The sequence below is a fragment of the Sphingomonas sp. LR60 genome (assembly GCF_036855935.1).
GTDB lineage: Bacteria > Pseudomonadota > Alphaproteobacteria > Sphingomonadales > Sphingomonadaceae > Sphingomonas.
In genome coordinates, this window is sequence record NZ_JASPFK010000001.1 from 3,570,238 (window position 1) to 3,584,877 (window position 14,640).

Genomic DNA, 14,640 nt, shown 5'->3' on the forward strand with positions numbered 1-14,640 from the left:
CGGGACCATGCGGATCGTCGACGTCAACGAATTCTACTCCCCTACCGGTGGCGGGGTGCGCTCGTATCTCGATCGCAAGATGGCCTTGATGTCCGAATTGGGGCATCAGCAGATCGTGATCGCGCCAGGTCGCGAGGATCGCGTCGAGGAACGCCCCGGCGGCGCACGAATCCATTACGTCAAATCGCCGGGCATCCCGTTCGATTCGAACTACGGGCTGTTCTGGGACGCGGCGCCGATCCACGAACTGCTCGATCATTATCGCCCCGACGTGGTCGAGAATTGTGCGCCGTGGCGCTCGGCGGCAATCGTCGCCGATTGGCAAGGCGATGCGGTCCGCTCCTGGTTCATGCACAACGACAATCTCGAAACCTATCCCAAGCGCTGGTTCTCGCGCGTGGCGTCGGAGGCGACGATCGAGCGCGCGTTCGGCTGGTACGATCGCTACATGAACCGCTGGCTCGATCGGTTCGACACCGTCGTCACCAACGGCCCGGTACTCACCGAGCGGCTGGGCGCGCGCGGGGTGCGCATCGATGCGACGATGCCGCTGGGGATCGAGCGCGAGCATTTCTCGCCCACGCTGCGCAGCGCGACGCTCCGCAAGGCGATGCTCGAACAATGCGGCCTACCCGAAGACGCCTTCCTGCTGATCGGGGTCGGGCGGCATCACCCCGAGAAGCGCTGGCCGATGGTGATCGACGCGGTGCGACGCGCCGGAGCCAAGCTTCCGGTCGGGCTCGTGCTGCTGGGGCTGGGACCCGACACGCGGACGCTGGAGCGGCATATCGCCGAGAGCCCGCATGTACGGATGTTCCAGCCGGTCTATCACCGCGGGCAGCTCGCCTCGCTGATGGCCAGCGCCGACGCACTGATCCACGGGTGCGAAACCGAGACGTTCGGGCTGGTCGCCTCGGAGGCGCTCACCTCGGGCTTGCCGCTCATCGTCCCCGACCGCGGCGGGGCCTCGGCGGTTGCGCAGCCTGAATTCGGCGAATGGTACCGCAGCGGCAATGCCTATGAATGCGCGCGCGCGATCGTCGCGATGGCGTCACGCGACCATCCGCTGCTCCGCCGCGCCGCCGCCGTCGCGGCGACGAAGGTCTGGAGCGACCGCGAACATGCGCAGGCGCTGATCGCGCATTATCAGGCGCTGATCGACGCGCGCGGTGCGGTGAGCAGATCGGCGTAGGCCGCCGGGCGGCGCCCGCGGGTCGTGAATGCCGCAAAGGTCCGGTCGATGCTCCGCAGCAGCGCCGGGCGCGTCACGTCGCCAGGGTGAACCGCGATCCGGACCGTCGACAACGGCTGGAGCGCGGTGCGCAGCACCGACGCGGCGACCAGCGAGCTGAGCGCGCGCGCATCGCTGCGGCTCGCCCAGGTGATCACCGGACCGCGTGCCACGACCGCGCCACCGGGCACCCACACGCGCGCATGATCCTCGGCGAGCGCGAACCCGGCATCGGCCAACGCCGCCCGCGCATCGTCCGAATAGAGCCAGGCCGGCGCGATGAACCCCGCCGCCGCACGTCCGGTCGCCTGTTCCAGCACCGTCCTGCCTCTCTGCATCCGCGCCAGTGCTTCATTCCGATCGAGCCCGAGAAACTCGCCCTCTCCCGCCGTCATGCGCTTGGCCTTGATCGCCGCGACGCCGCGATGCGCGCTGTCGTCGCGATGGAACCAGCCATGGACGAACATCTCGACGCCCGCGTCCGCCCATTGCCGCAGCCTCGAATTGAAAGCGGGGGTGAGCGGTGCGCTACCCCAATGATCAGGGACGACCAGCATCGCCAGCCGCGTGCCGACGAACGGCGCCAGCCGGTCGAGCAACAGGTCGACCTCGCGTTCGAAGCGCGGCGAGACATCGTGGATGGAGGCGAGCAAACGCTTCATCGCGCCAGCACATGCGCACACGCCCGTCGATGCGCAAGGCTCAGTCGTCGTCGATCGCCCTGGCAAGCAGATTGCGGATCGCGATCAACGTCGGTGTCGCCGCAGCCGGCGCGGGCACCGGCGCTGCGGCCGGCTCGCGTGCGAGCAATTGCTGCACGCCCTTGATCGTATAGCCTTCGCGATTGAGCAGCCGGTCGATCCGCTCGACCAGCGCGACATCCTCGGGCCGGTAATAACGACGATTGCCCGCGCGTGTTACCGGCCGGAGTTGCGGGAAGCGCCCTTCCCAATACCGCAGAATGTGCGGGGCGAGGCCGGTTGCCTGAGCGACCTCGCCGATAGTGCGAAACGCGGCGGCGGATTTGGCGTCCGACGCCAAACGCTCAGCTCCCGACGATGCGGTCGCGCATCATCTGGCTGGCACGGAAGGTCAGCACGCGGCGGGGTGCGATCGGCACCTCGACGCCCGTCTTGGGGTTGCGGCCGACCCGCTCGCCCTTGTCGCGCAACACGAACGTGCCAAAGCCCGAGATCTTGACGTTCTCGCCCCTCGACAGCGCACCACACATATTTTCGAGGATCTGCTCGACCAGCCGCGACGAATCCGCGCGGGACAGACCCACCTGCTTGTGAAGCGACTCGGCCAGATCAGCCCGCGTCAACGTACCTGCTTCAGTCATCGACTTCCCTCTACCCCCCGGAAAGGTTGCACAATTCAGTTCCCGCTTAGAACGAATCGCGCGAATTGTCGATGCAGCGGCCCGTCGCGGCCTAGACGCGCAGGACCGCAGCGCCCCAAGTAAATCCGCCGCCCATCGCTTCCAGCACGACGAGGTGTCCAGGCTGGATCCGACCGTCGCGGATCGCCACGTCGAGCGCGAGCGGCACCGATGCGGCGGAGGTGTTCGCATGCTGGTCGACGGTGACCACAACCTTTTCAGACGGCAAGGAAAGTTTGCGCGCGGTGGCATCCAGGATGCGGGCGTTGGCCTGGTGCGGAACCACCCAGTCGACCGTCTCGGAAGCCAGTCCGGCGGCCTGCAAAGCCTCCTCCATGACCGCCGCCAAGTTGACGACAGCGTGGCGAAATACCTCGCGTCCCTTCATCCGCAGCTTGCCGACGGTGCCCGTTGTCGAGGGTCCCCCGTCGACAAAAAGCAACCCATTATGGCGACCATCGGCATGGAGCCGCGTCGCGAGCACGCCACGCGCGTCCGGATCGCGCGCATCGTCGACGGAGTCGCGTGCTTCCAGCACGATGGCCCCGGCGCCGTCGCCGAACAGCACGCAGGTGGTGCGGTCTTCCCAGTCGAGGATGCGGCTGAACGTCTCGGCCCCGATCACCAGCGCACGGCGGTGCGCCCCGGCGCGGATCATGCTGTCGGCGACCTGCACCGCATAGAGGAAGCCCGAGCAGACCGCCGCGACGTCGAACGCGACGCAATCGTCGATCCCCAGCATCGCCTGCACCTTGGTGGCAGTCGCCGGGAAGGTGTTGTCGGGGGTGGCGGTGGCGAGCACGATCAGGTCGATATCGCCCGCGACCAGCCCCGCCGCCGCAATCGCCGCGATCGCGGCATCGCGCGCCAGCGTCGCGGTCGTCTCGCCGTCACCGGCGATATGGCGGAAGCGGATGCCGGTACGCTCGACGATCCATTCGTCGGACGTATCGACGCGCTCGGCCAGCTCGGCATTGGAAACACGGCGGGCGGGAAGCGCGGACCCGGTCCCCGTCAGCACCGCACGGATCATGCCGCGGCCTTCGCTTCGAAATGGCGCAGGTCCTCGACGATCCTGCGTGTCAGGTCGGCGCGTACCATCTTGGCGGCATTGCCGATCGCGGTCGCCACCCCGCGCTCGTTCGCGCTGCCGTGGCTTTTGACCACCAGCCCGTTGAGCCCGAGGAAGACCGCGCCATTGTGGTTGTTGGGATCGAGGTGATCGCGCAGCAGCTCGGTCGCCGGACGCGAGATCAGGAAGCCAACCTTCGATCGCACCGAACTGCGGAACGCGCGCTTGAGCAGGTCGGCGACGAAGCGCGCAGTGCCTTCGGCGGTCTTGAGCGCGATATTGCCCGAAAAGCCGTCGCAGACGATCACGTCATGCTCGCCGCGCGACAGCCGGTCGCCCTCGACGAAGCCCGTAAACTTCATCGGCAGATGCGGCGCGGCGCGCAGCATCTGCGCGGCGTCGCGAATCTCGCCGGTGCCCTTCTGGTCCTCGCTGCCGATGTTGAGCAGCGCGACGCGCGGGGCATCCAGCTCCAGCGTGGTGCGCGCATAGGCCGCGCCCATCACCGCGAATTGCACGAGGTTGCGCGCATCGCACTCGGTGTTCGCGCCGAGGTCGAGCATCACGCAATCATTGTCGCCGAGCGTCGGCAGCATCGCGGCCAGCGCCGGACGGTCGATGCCGCGCATCGTCCGCAGCGATAGCTTGGCCATCGCCATCAGCGCGCCGGTATTGCCCGCCGACACCGCCGCGGCGGCGCGTCCCTGCTTCACGCAGTCGATCGCGACGCCCATCGAGGTCGTCTTGGCACGACGGATCGCCTGGCTCGGCTTCTCGTCGCCCGCGATCACATCGGGAGCGTGAACGATCTCGGAATGCTGCGCGAGATTGGGATGCTGGGACAGCCCGTCGCGAATCGCCGCCTCGTCGCCGACCAACAGATAGTTGACGTCGTCGTAGCGGCGGCACGCACGCGCCACCCCGGCCAGCATCACCGCCAGCCCCTCGTCACCGCCCATCGCATCGACGGCGATCCGGGACCTGTCGGAAATCACTGCACCTCGCTCCCGAAACTGCGCCTGCACCCGGTCAGGCTCAGGCGTCGACCGCGATGACCTCGCGACCATTGTAGTGACCGCACGCGGTGCACAGGTTGTGCGGACGCTTCAGCTCGCCGCAGTTCGGGCATTCCTGAAACGCCTCGACCGAGAGGGCGTCGTGCGCGCGGCGCATGCCACGGCGGGAGGGAGAAGTCTTTCGCTTGGGGACGGCCATCGCGGCACCTTGATTTGTCTAGTAGTTCATATGAGCGACGAGCCGGTGCACGGCGCCGCGCGGACGATGCGAGCACCGGCCGCGGCAGACAGCCGGGCATCGGCTCGCATCGCGAAGCCCCGCGCCTATAGCGAATTCCCCAGCGGTTGCAAGCAAAGCCCGTCACATGACCTCCGTGCCGTAAACGTCCGGAGCCTGCCGTCGTGTCCCTCTCAGGCCGAAAGCGCGCGGTCGCTGACGAACATGTTGTGCGCGCGCTCGTGCGCGAAGGTGCTGGGCTTGCCATGGCCGGGAATGAACGCCGTCGCATCGCCGAGCGGCCACAACTTGGTCACGATCGATTCGATCAGCTGCTTGTGATCGCCCTGCGGCAGATCGGTCCGCCCGACCGAGCCCTGGAACAGCACGTCGCCGACCTGCGCGAATCGCGACGGCGCGTGATGGAAGATCACATGCCCCGCCGTGTGCCCCGGCGTATGATAGACGTCGAGCGTCAGGTCGCCGACCGTCACCGTGTCGCCATCGTCCAGCCAGCGGTCCGGCTCGAACACCACGCCCTCGATTCCCCACTGACGGCCGTCCTCATTCAGGCGGGCGAGCCAGAAGCGGTCGGCCTCATGCGGGCCTTCGATAGGCACGTCGAGCTGATCGGCGAGCGGCTTCGCCCCGCCGGCATGGTCGATATGGCCGTGGGTCAGCAGGATCTTCTCGACCGTCACTCCGGCCTGCTCGATCGCTGCCAGGATGCGCGGCAGGTCGCCGCCCGGATCGACCACCGCCGCCTTCATCGTCGCGGTGCACCAGATCAGGGTGCAATTCTGCTCGATCGCGGTGACGGGGACGATCGCGGCGCGCAACGGGGTGTCGGTCATCGGAAAACTCCTGCCGGGATACGCGGATCGCCGGTGCCGCGGGGATTAACTTCGACCTTTGTCGGACGCAACGCGGCTTGCGGGTGTAACGACCTGCAGGCATCAAGGGCAGCAATGCGTCTTGCCGCTCCTTTCGTGCTGCTCCACGATGCCCGTTCCGGGCTCGACCGCGCGAGGCTGTACCACCGGCCGCGGCAGGTGCTCACCGCCCGGACGCCCGCCGAGGTGCATGACGTGCTGGCGGCGATTCGATCGTGGCCTGGGGCGGCGGCGGGCTTCCTTTCCTATGGCGCCGGCGCGGCGTTCGAGCCTGCTGCCGGGAGCGAGCCCGATTGCGCGACCCCGCTGGCGTGGTTCGGACTGTTCGACAGGCATGAGGAGGTCGCGGACGTCGCCGCGCTGCTCCCCGATCCGGCCGGTGCATGGACCGGCGCCCCCGTGCCCGAGCCGTCGCGCGCCGATTATCGCGCGATGTTCGACGCCGCGCAGGCGCTGATCCGTGCGGGCGATCTGTACCAGCTCAATCTCACCTTCCGCGCCCGCGTGCCGTTCATCGGCGACCCGCTCGCGCTTTATGCCGGATTGCGGCAGGCGGCGCGCGCGGGGTGGAGCGCGCTGGTCGCGACCGGCGCGCAGACGATCCTCTCGCTGTCGCCCGAATTGTTCTTCACGCGCGACGGCGATGCGCTCGTCAGCCGCCCGATGAAGGGCACTGCGCGCCGCAACGCCGATCCCGCCATCGACCTCGCGGTCGCGCGCGCGATGGCCACCGACGCCAAGCAGCGCGCCGAGAACCTGATGATCGTCGACCTGATGCGCAACGACCTGTCGCGCGTCGCGGTGACGGGCAGCGTCGCGGTGCCCGAATTGTTCGCGGTCGAGCGCTATCCGACCGTCCACCAGCTTACCTCGAAGGTCACGGCAACGCTCGCGCCGGCGCGCGATGGCGTCGATGTGCTGTCCGCGCTGTTCCCCTGCGGCTCGATCACCGGCGCGCCGAAGGTTCGCGCGATGCAGGCGATCGCCGCGGTCGAGCGCGGCACCGCGCGCGGCGCCTATACCGGTGCGATCGGGCGGATCGACGCCGATGGCAGCGCGGCGTTCAACGTCGCGATCCGCACGCTGACGATCGACGAGGGCGCGGACCATGCCGTCATCGGGATCGGCGGCGGGATCGTCGCCGATTCGCGCGTCGACGACGAATGGGACGAGGCGATGGCCAAGGCGGCGTTCCTGGCCGGCGCGCGGCGGCGGGTTGACCTGCTCGAAACGATGGCGTTCGACCCCGAAGAAGGCGTGATGCGGATCGAACGGCATCTCGAACGGCTCCGCACCAGCGCCGATGCGCTCGGCTTCACCTTCGACCGCCACGCCGCGCGCAACGAGCTTCAGGCCGCGACCTTCCGGCTGCGCGCCGCCGCCCGCGTCCGGCTGCTGGTGTCGCAACGTGGGGTCGTCGCGATCGAGGTCGCCGCCGCGCCGCCCGCGCCCGACCGGCCGTTGCGCGTCGCGCTCGCCCCCTTGCCGGTCGGCGAGCACGACTGGCGCCTGCGCCACAAGACCAGCGACCGCCGCTTCTACGACGCCGCGCGCACCTCGATCGGCGCGGACGAGGTGCTGTTCTTCACCCCCGACGGCCGTCTGACCGAGGGCAGCTTCACCAACCTGTTCGTGCCGCGCGGCGACACATTGGCCACGCCCTGTGCCGGGCCGTTGCTGCCGGGCGTGTTGCGCGGCGAATTGCTGGATTCGGGTCGCGCGGTGGAGCAGGACCTGACCGCGGCCGACCTGAGCGACGGGCTGTTCGTCGGGAATGCGTTGCGCGGACTAATGCGAGCGACGCTCGCGGTTGCACAATGAGGCCGAGCATCGCATAGGCGCAGCGCTTCCTAGTCAAAGGCGCCCATCATGCACACCTCCGCCGCGCTCGACCGCATCAATCCTTCCCCGACGCTGGCGATCACCAGCCGCGTGCTGGAGCTGAAGCGGGCCGGGGTCGACGTGATCGGGCTGGGCGCGGGCGAACCGGACTTCGACACGCCCGATTTCGTGAAAGAGGCCGCGATCGAGGCGATCCGCGCGGGCAAGACGAAATACACCAACGTCGACGGCACCGCCGAGCTGAAGGACGCGATCGTCGCCAAGTTCAAGCGCGACAACCGCCTCGATTATACCCCGGCACAGATCAGCGTGAACGTCGGCGGCAAGCACACGCTGTTCAACGCGCTGGTCGCGACGCTGGATGCCGGCGACGAAGTCATCGTCCCCGCGCCTTATTGGGTCAGCTACCCCGACGTCGTGCAGTTCGCGGGCGCGACCCCGGTGATCGTCGCGGCCGGTGCGGACGTCGGCTACAAGCTGACCCCGGCGATGCTCGAGGCGGCGATCACGCTCAAGACCAAGTGGCTGATCCTCAACTCGCCGTCGAACCCGACCGGCGCGGCCTATACCGTCGACGAGCTGAAGGCATTGGGCGCCGTGCTGGAGCGGCATCCGCACGTCTGGATCTTCGCCGACGATATGTACGAGCATATCGTCTATGACGATTTCCGCTTCGCCACGATCGCCGAGGTTTGCCCGTCGCTCTACGAGCGGACGCTGACCGTCAACGGCTGTTCCAAGGCCTATGCGATGACCGGCTGGCGGATCGGCTTCGCGGCCGGCGCGAGCTGGCTCATCAAGGCTATGGCCAAGCTCCAGTCGCAATCGACCAGCAACCCGTGCTCGATCGCGCAAGCGGCGGCGACCGCCGCGCTGACCGGCGACCAGTCGTTCCTCAAGGAACGTGCGCAGGCGTTCCAGATCCGCCGCGATCTGGTGGTGGACATGCTGAACGCTGCGGAGGGCATCACCTGCCCGAAGCCCGAGGGCGCGTTCTACGTCTATCCCAGCGTCGCGGGCGTGATCGGCAAGTCGACTCCGGCGGGCAAGAGGATCGAAACCGACAGCGATTTCGTCGGCTATCTGCTCGACGATGCGAAGGTCGCGGCGGTGCAGGGCGTGGCATTCGGCGTCTCGCCGGCGATGCGGATCAGCTACGCGACCTCGGAAGCGCTGCTCACCGAGGCGTGCCAGCGCATCCAGGCGGCGTGCGCCGCCCTGAAATAACGCGCTTTTTCCGAAACGATCGCTTTCGCACTCTGCGATGGAAGGACAGCCTCGCTGTCCGTAGATCGACGCCAGATGAACGAGCGGCCAAGCCGCCGTTCAGCCGTCGGGGCTAATGTTGCGGTGGTCGTCACCCGCTGCTGCCCCCGCTGCAACGACGTGACGACGATCGAGCGACATGCCGCACACGCGGCCAAGGAAAAGAGAGCAACTGATGATCGGCTTCATCAAGTCCAGCTTCGCATGGCAGTTCGCTGGTGGTTTCCTGATCGGCGCCGCCGGGATGCTGGCGATCCACGCCACCCAGCCGGAAATGCCGAGCAACCCCTATGCGGCGACCCACGCCACGCGCTGATCGGTGCGGGTCGCTCTGGCGGAGCGACCTTTAACAACCCATATCAGGCGCATGACGCGCATTCTCGCCTTCACCGCGGCATTGCCGCTCCTGCTCGCCGGCTGCGGCACCGCCCAGGCCGAGCGCGCCGTCCCGATCCCCGTTGCGGCGCATGACGTGCCCGCCACCGCCGGCATGCAGACCGCAGTGCTGGCGGGCGGCTGCTTCTGGGGCATGGAGGCGGTGTTCCAGCAGGTGAAGGGCGTCCGCGACGTCATCGCGGGCTATGCCGGCGGCACGCCGCAGACCGCGAACTATGCCACGGTCAGCAGCGAGACCACCCGCCATGCCGAGGCGATCCGCATCACCTACGATCCGCGCGTCGTCAGCTATGCGACGTTGCTGCGGGTCTATTTCTCGATCGCGCACGATCCCACGCAGCTGAACCGACAGGGGCCGGACAGCGGCACCAGCTATCGCTCGGCGATCTTCCCGCAGACGCCGGAGCAGCGCGCCGTCGCCGCGGCGTACATCTTGCAGCTCGGCCAGGCGCACGCCTTCGCGCAGCCGATCGTAACGCGGCTGGAGGCGGGACGCTTCTACCCGGCGGAATCCTATCATCAGGATTTCTTCCGCCGGAACCCGACGCACCCGTATATCGTGCGCTGGGACAAGCCGAAGGTCGCGGGCTTCCGCGCGGCCTTCCCGCAACTGGCAATGCGGTAGCGGCACCGTCACCCCGGCGAATGCCGGGGTAATGCCATTACAGAGGTTTCGGCGCGTCCAGCCGACGCGCTTCCTCGACCAGCAACACCGGCACCCCGTCGCGCACCGGATAGGCCACCCCGCCCGCCTCCGACACCAGCTCCTGCCGCCCGGCATCATACCGAAGCGGCGTCCGCGTCGCCGGGCACACCAGCCGTTCGAGCAACCACGGGTCGATCGTCATTGCAACGTCACCCGGTCCTCGCCGTCGTGGCGGCCGAAGAACTGCATCAACTGCACCAGCATCTCGGCACGCATCGCCAGGTCGGGCGCTTCCAGCAGAGCCTGCTTGGCGGCGACGTCGAACGGCGCGATCTGCGCGACGCCGTTGACAAGGCTGACGTCGTCGAGCCGACCTACCGCGTCCCAATCGACGCTATAGCCATGCGCCTCCGCAAACTGCCGCGACTCCATCTCCAGCGAGGCACGCGCCCCCAGCGACAATGTCTCGTCCTCCGCGACCGGCAACAGCTCGGCTTCGACCTGCCGGAACGGCGTCGTCACCACCAGCTCGCGCCGCACGCGGAACAGCGCCAGCCCTTGCAGGATCAGATTGTACCGCCCGTCGTCGAGCGCCTCGACCTCGGCGATCCGCCCGACGCAGCCGATATCGAACAGATCGGGCGCATCGACATCCTCGCTGTCGGGACGCGGCTGGATCATCGCGATTCGCCGATCGCGCGCCATCGCGTCGGACACCATCGCGCGATAGCGCGGCTCGAAGATGTGCAGCGGCAGATGCAGCTGCGGAAACAGCAGCGCGCCCGGCAGCGGGAAGATCGAGAGCCGCGTCGTGTCGGTCATCCGAACAGGATCGCCGACAGCTTGCGCCGCTGCGCCGACACCCATGGATCTTCCAGCCCGACGACCTCGAACAGCTTGAGCAATTGCTGCCGCGCCGCATCGTCGTTCCACGCGCGATCCGCCGCGACGATCGACAGGAGGCCGCTCGCTGCGGCCTCGCGATCTCCCGCCGCCATCCGCGCATTGGCGAGATCGAACCGCGCCTGAAGGTCTTCGCGGTTGGCCGCCACCGCCGCTTCCAGCGGAGCGAGATCGTCGACCGCCGGGGCCGATTTGGCGAGCGCCAGCGCCGCCGCCGCGCGTTGCACGTCGGGCAGCTTCGCCGCGTCTTCGGGCAGCGCCGCGATCGCCGCTTCGGCTTCCTCGACCTGCCCCGCCGCGACCAGCGCGCGGATGCGCCCGGACAGCACCGCATGATGCTCGGGCGCCATCTCGGCCAGTTGGTCGAAGATGGACAGCGCCCGCTCCGCATCGCCCTCGGCCAGCACCTGCTCGCCTATCGCGATCAACGGCTCCAGCTCCGCCTCCTGCGACTGCGCCTCGCCGCTGATCGGCAATTGGCGCAGCAACTGGTCGAGCATCGCCTTGAGCTGCGATTCGGTGCGTGCGCTGGTCAGGTCGGCGACGAGCTGCCCCTGGAACATCGCATAGACCGTCGGGATCGAGCGGATCTGGAACTGCGCCGCGATGAACTGGTCCTTGTCGGTATCAACCTTGGCCAGCACCACGCCCTTGTCGGCATATTCGGCCGCGACCTTTTCCAGCACCGGCGTCAGCGCCTTGCACGGCCCGCACCATTCCGCCCAGAAATCGACGATCACGAGCTGCGTCATCGACGGTTCGACGACGTCCGTGCGGAACCGCTGGACCGCTTCCTTCTCGGCGGGTGACATGCCTAACGTGGCCAAGGGGCACTCCTGAAATTGCTTGCCCCCTTATGTGGGATGGCGGCGGGGGATACAAACCCCCCGCCCCACCCGCTTTGGTCAGGATGCGGCGCGATCAGGTCGACATCGACCGATCACCCCTGAGCATCAGCCGTCATCCCGGACTTGATCCGGGATCCCGCTTCTACCTCGGTCACCAAGAAGAAGTGAGGCCCCGGATCAAGTCCGGGGCGACGAACGAAGGAGAGGCGAGCATCGAATGCGACGAAGGTCCGTCGCACCTCCCTGATCGTCGCTCACCCTCAGAAGGCGGCAGTCAGCGCGAAGACCACCTTGGCGCCCGCGATCGAGCCCACCCCGTCCTGCCCGCGGCTGAAGCTCGGCTGGAGATAGGCGGCCTTTCGGTCGGTAATGTTGGTGTCGACATAGGCGACCCCGACGGTCAGCGGCGTGCTCGGAATGGTATAGTCGACGCCCAGCAGCCAGTCGGCGTAATTTCCGGTCGGCGCAACGCTGGTCGCGAACGGTCCCAGCCCCTTGTTGCCGCTCGATGCGCCGATATGCGCCTTGGCGGTCAGCCCGGTGCCGGGGATGCCCGCGGCGGCATCGCCCCAGACGTAGAGATTGTCGCCCTTTGCACCCGGATTGCTGTAACCGACGCCGTTCTCATAATCGACCTTGGAGGCGATATCACCATTGGCCGACCACGCACCCAAAGCTTCCTGCTTCGGCGCGTAGGCGACACCCGCCGTCAGGCTGACCGGCCCGGCGGTACCCGACAGCTTGACGTAAGGCTCGATGAAGTCGGTGTTATCGAAGCCGCCCGGATACATGTACCAGGTCGCGCCGATGTCGAGCGTACCGCCGTCGCCGATCGGGGTCTTGAACCCGGCGATCAGGTCCAGCTCCATATTGGCGCCACCGAACGTGCCCCAGCCGGAAAGGTTCGATCCCCAGGTGCCGATATAGATGCCGCTCTCATGCGCGATCGTGAAGCCGCCCTGCACGGCAAGGTTCTCGTCGGACTGCGACACGCCGCGGAAACGGTAGTCGCTGACCAATCCGACCGATCCCGAGACGGTGACCGGCTTGGGCGGCGCCTCTTCCTGCGCGGCGGCGGGAACGGCAACCAGCGACAGCATGGCGGCGGGAATAAGGAATGCGTACTTCATGGAACCTCCTGATGGTAAGAGGCTCCTCCTGCTTGCGGTCCGCTTCGCTCTCCCCCGACGAGCGGGAGGGCGATGGCTGGCTCACATCCCAAACCTATTTACACCGCGTTGCAGCAATGTTTCTGATCGGCATCAAAACATTGCTGCGCCGCAGCCTTAGTGCTGATCGTCGTTCAGTGTGGCGATCCGGCCACTTGCGCCTGTGACCTTCACGGACTGGCCAGAGGCACGCCGCCGTTGGAACCAGTCGCGCAGCATCTCCGCGCTGGTGTGATCGACCGCGCTGAGCCGCGTCGCGTCGATCCGCACCGGCGTGTCGGTCGGCACCCGGTCGAGCGTTTCTGACAGCTTGGGCAAGGTCACGAAGGTCGCGGTGCCGTCCAGCGTGATCGCATGGGTATCGGCCTCCTGCCCTTCATAGACGCGCAACCGCAACCGGTGGAGGTTGGGGATCAGCTCAAGCATCGTCAGCCCGATGCCGACGAGCACCCCGGTCAACAGGTCGGTCGACACCACCGTCACCAGCGTCGCCGCCCAGATCAGCACCGGCAACACGCCGTAGTCGCGGAACAGGTGCGTGGCGTGCTTGACGCTGACCAGTCGGAAGCCGGTGACGACCAGGATCGCGCCGAGCGCCGCCATCGGGATCAGCTTGAGCACGAACGGCAGCGCCGCGACGAAGCCGAGGATCCACACGCCGTGCAGCATCGCCGACAGCCGCGTCGCCGCGCCCGCCTGAACGTTGGCGGAGCTGCGCACGATCACTCCGGTCATCGGCAACGCGCCGGCAAAGCCGCACAACAGGTTGCCGAAGCCCTGTGCGCGCAACTCCTTGTTGTAATCGGTGCGGACGCCATTGTGCATCTTGTCGACCGCCGCCGCCGACAGCAACGTCTCGGCCGAGGCGATGAACGCGATCGCCACCGCCGCTGCGATCACCGCCGGATCGAGCAGCCGCGCGAAGCCCTCGCCGCTCGGCGGGGTGATTGCGGCGACGATCGAATCGGGCACCTGTACCCGCGCGACTTCCAGCGCGAACAGCAGCGAGACGATCGTCCCGACCAGCACCCCGACCAGCGCCCCCGGCAACAGCCGCAGCGAAGCCGGGCGGAACTTTTCCCAGCCGATCATCGCGGCGATCGTCACCACGCCGATCGCGAACGCGAACTCGGTCGCCTGCAAATTGCTCGGCGACAGGCCGAACAGCCGGCCCGGCATCGCCGCGAGGTTCTGCAACCCGCTCGGCAGCGGGCGATGGTCGAACAGCACGTGGAACTGGCCGACGACGATCAGCACCCCGATCCCCGCGAGCATCCCGTGCACCACCGCCGGCGAGATCGCCTTGAACCAGCCACCCAGCCGGAACACTCCCGCCACGACCTGCACCGCGCCGGCCACGACCAGGATCGGCCCCAGCGCCGCCAGCCCCTGGTCGCGCACCAGTTCGTAGACGATCACCGCCAGCCCCGCGGCCGGACCGCTCACCTGCAGCGGCGATCCGGCGATCGCCCCGACGATGATCCCGCCGATGATCCCGGTGATCAGCCCCTTCTCGGCCGGCGCACCCGAGGCGATCGCAATCCCCATGCAAAGCGGCATCGCGACGAGGAAGACGACGATCGACGCGGTCAGATCGCGCCCAAGCAGCGAGAAAGAGGGCACCGAGATGCCGGGACGAGTCATCGCCGGATCGGATGGAGGAACCACGCTGGCCATCATGCGTCCAGCCGGAACGATCGCGCGGCGATCACATGGGGGCGTTCGCCTGCGCTGGCCACGTCGACTCTCCTGATGTCAAT

Annotated in this window: 17 protein-coding genes; 5 read left to right on the forward strand and 12 right to left on the reverse strand. The window is 67.7% G+C overall.

Annotated elements, in window-relative coordinates:
- Nucleotides 1–7: 7 nt before the first annotated feature.
- Nucleotides 8–1,192: a glycosyltransferase gene (locus QP166_RS17035; RefSeq protein WP_333916984.1), complete on the forward strand. Its 1,185-nt coding sequence runs from the start codon at nucleotides 8–10 to the stop codon at nucleotides 1,190–1,192.
- On the opposite strand, the gene QP166_RS17040 is transcribed toward QP166_RS17035, so the two are convergent.
- From QP166_RS17040 to QP166_RS17070, 7 genes are all read right to left on the reverse strand, one after another.
- Complete coding sequence (locus tag QP166_RS17040; RefSeq protein WP_333916985.1) at nucleotides 1,147–1,893, reverse strand: polysaccharide deacetylase family protein; 747 nt, start codon at nucleotides 1,891–1,893, stop codon at nucleotides 1,147–1,149. The two genes, QP166_RS17035 and QP166_RS17040, sit on opposite strands and share 46 nt — an antisense overlap.
- A 40-nt stretch (nucleotides 1,894–1,933) precedes the next feature.
- Nucleotides 1,934–2,272, reverse strand: a complete 339-nt coding sequence (locus QP166_RS17045) for a MerR family transcriptional regulator (protein WP_333916986.1) — start codon at nucleotides 2,270–2,272, stop codon at nucleotides 1,934–1,936.
- A gap of 4 nt (nucleotides 2,273–2,276) precedes the next feature.
- Nucleotides 2,277–2,573 carry an integration host factor subunit alpha gene (locus tag QP166_RS17050; RefSeq protein ID WP_333916987.1) on the reverse strand — a complete coding sequence of 99 codons (297 nt, stop codon included), beginning with the start codon at nucleotides 2,571–2,573 and terminating at the stop codon, nucleotides 2,277–2,279.
- A 91-nt stretch (nucleotides 2,574–2,664) separates the two neighbouring features.
- Nucleotides 2,665–3,645 (reverse strand): beta-ketoacyl-ACP synthase III, encoded by a 981-nt coding sequence (locus tag QP166_RS17055; RefSeq protein ID WP_333916988.1) that lies wholly within the window; start codon nucleotides 3,643–3,645, stop codon nucleotides 2,665–2,667.
- Nucleotides 3,642–4,676, reverse strand: a complete 1,035-nt coding sequence (plsX, locus tag QP166_RS17060; RefSeq protein ID WP_333917374.1) for a phosphate acyltransferase PlsX — start codon at nucleotides 4,674–4,676, stop codon at nucleotides 3,642–3,644. Before plsX ends, QP166_RS17055 begins: the two co-directional genes overlap by 4 nt.
- Nucleotides 4,677–4,719: 43 nt before the next feature.
- Complete coding sequence (rpmF, locus tag QP166_RS17065) at nucleotides 4,720–4,899, reverse strand: 50S ribosomal protein L32 (protein ID WP_028967316.1); 180 nt, start codon at nucleotides 4,897–4,899, stop codon at nucleotides 4,720–4,722.
- 212 nt (nucleotides 4,900–5,111) lie between these two features.
- On the reverse strand, nucleotides 5,112–5,771 hold the full coding sequence (locus QP166_RS17070) for an MBL fold metallo-hydrolase (RefSeq protein ID WP_333916989.1): 660 nt from the start codon (nucleotides 5,769–5,771) through the stop codon (nucleotides 5,112–5,114).
- A gap of 114 nt (nucleotides 5,772–5,885) precedes the next feature.
- On the opposite strand from QP166_RS17070, the gene pabB reads away from it, so the two are divergent.
- From pabB to msrA, 4 genes are all read left to right on the forward strand, one after another.
- Complete coding sequence (gene pabB, locus QP166_RS17075) at nucleotides 5,886–7,631, forward strand: aminodeoxychorismate synthase component I (RefSeq protein WP_333916990.1); 1,746 nt, start codon at nucleotides 5,886–5,888, stop codon at nucleotides 7,629–7,631.
- Nucleotides 7,632–7,679: 48 nt separating this feature from the next.
- Nucleotides 7,680–8,879 (forward strand): pyridoxal phosphate-dependent aminotransferase, encoded by a 1,200-nt coding sequence (locus tag QP166_RS17080; protein WP_333916991.1) that lies wholly within the window; start codon nucleotides 7,680–7,682, stop codon nucleotides 8,877–8,879.
- Nucleotides 8,880–9,093: 214 nt separating this feature from the next.
- Nucleotides 9,094–9,234, forward strand: a complete 141-nt coding sequence (locus QP166_RS17085) for a hypothetical protein (protein WP_333916992.1) — start codon at nucleotides 9,094–9,096, stop codon at nucleotides 9,232–9,234.
- 51 nt (nucleotides 9,235–9,285) lie between these two features.
- Nucleotides 9,286–9,939, forward strand: coding sequence for a peptide-methionine (S)-S-oxide reductase MsrA (gene msrA / locus QP166_RS17090; RefSeq protein ID WP_333916993.1), 654 nt, complete (start codon nucleotides 9,286–9,288; stop codon nucleotides 9,937–9,939).
- A 37-nt stretch (nucleotides 9,940–9,976) separates the two neighbouring features.
- On the opposite strand, the gene QP166_RS17095 is transcribed toward msrA, so the two are convergent.
- The 5 genes from QP166_RS17095 to QP166_RS17115 all read right to left on the reverse strand — a co-directional run bounded on the left by QP166_RS17095 (nucleotide 9,977) and on the right by QP166_RS17115 (nucleotide 14,524).
- Nucleotides 9,977–10,162: a Trm112 family protein gene (locus QP166_RS17095; protein WP_333916994.1), complete on the reverse strand. Its 186-nt coding sequence runs from the start codon at nucleotides 10,160–10,162 to the stop codon at nucleotides 9,977–9,979.
- Nucleotides 10,159–10,782, reverse strand: coding sequence for an LON peptidase substrate-binding domain-containing protein (locus QP166_RS17100; protein WP_333916995.1), 624 nt, complete (start codon nucleotides 10,780–10,782; stop codon nucleotides 10,159–10,161). The genes QP166_RS17095 and QP166_RS17100 overlap by 4 nt, the downstream gene beginning before the upstream one ends.
- A complete protein-coding gene (locus QP166_RS17105) occupies nucleotides 10,779–11,675 on the reverse strand; it encodes a tetratricopeptide repeat protein (RefSeq protein ID WP_333917375.1) in 897 nt (298 codons plus the stop codon). The genes QP166_RS17100 and QP166_RS17105 overlap by 4 nt, the downstream gene beginning before the upstream one ends.
- Before the next feature lie 296 nt (nucleotides 11,676–11,971).
- Nucleotides 11,972–12,841 (reverse strand): TorF family putative porin, encoded by an 870-nt coding sequence (locus QP166_RS17110; protein ID WP_333916996.1) that lies wholly within the window; start codon nucleotides 12,839–12,841, stop codon nucleotides 11,972–11,974.
- Between the two features lie 156 nt (nucleotides 12,842–12,997).
- Complete coding sequence (locus QP166_RS17115) at nucleotides 12,998–14,524, reverse strand: SulP family inorganic anion transporter (RefSeq protein WP_333916997.1); 1,527 nt, start codon at nucleotides 14,522–14,524, stop codon at nucleotides 12,998–13,000.
- Between the last annotated feature and the right edge of the window lie 116 nt (nucleotides 14,525–14,640).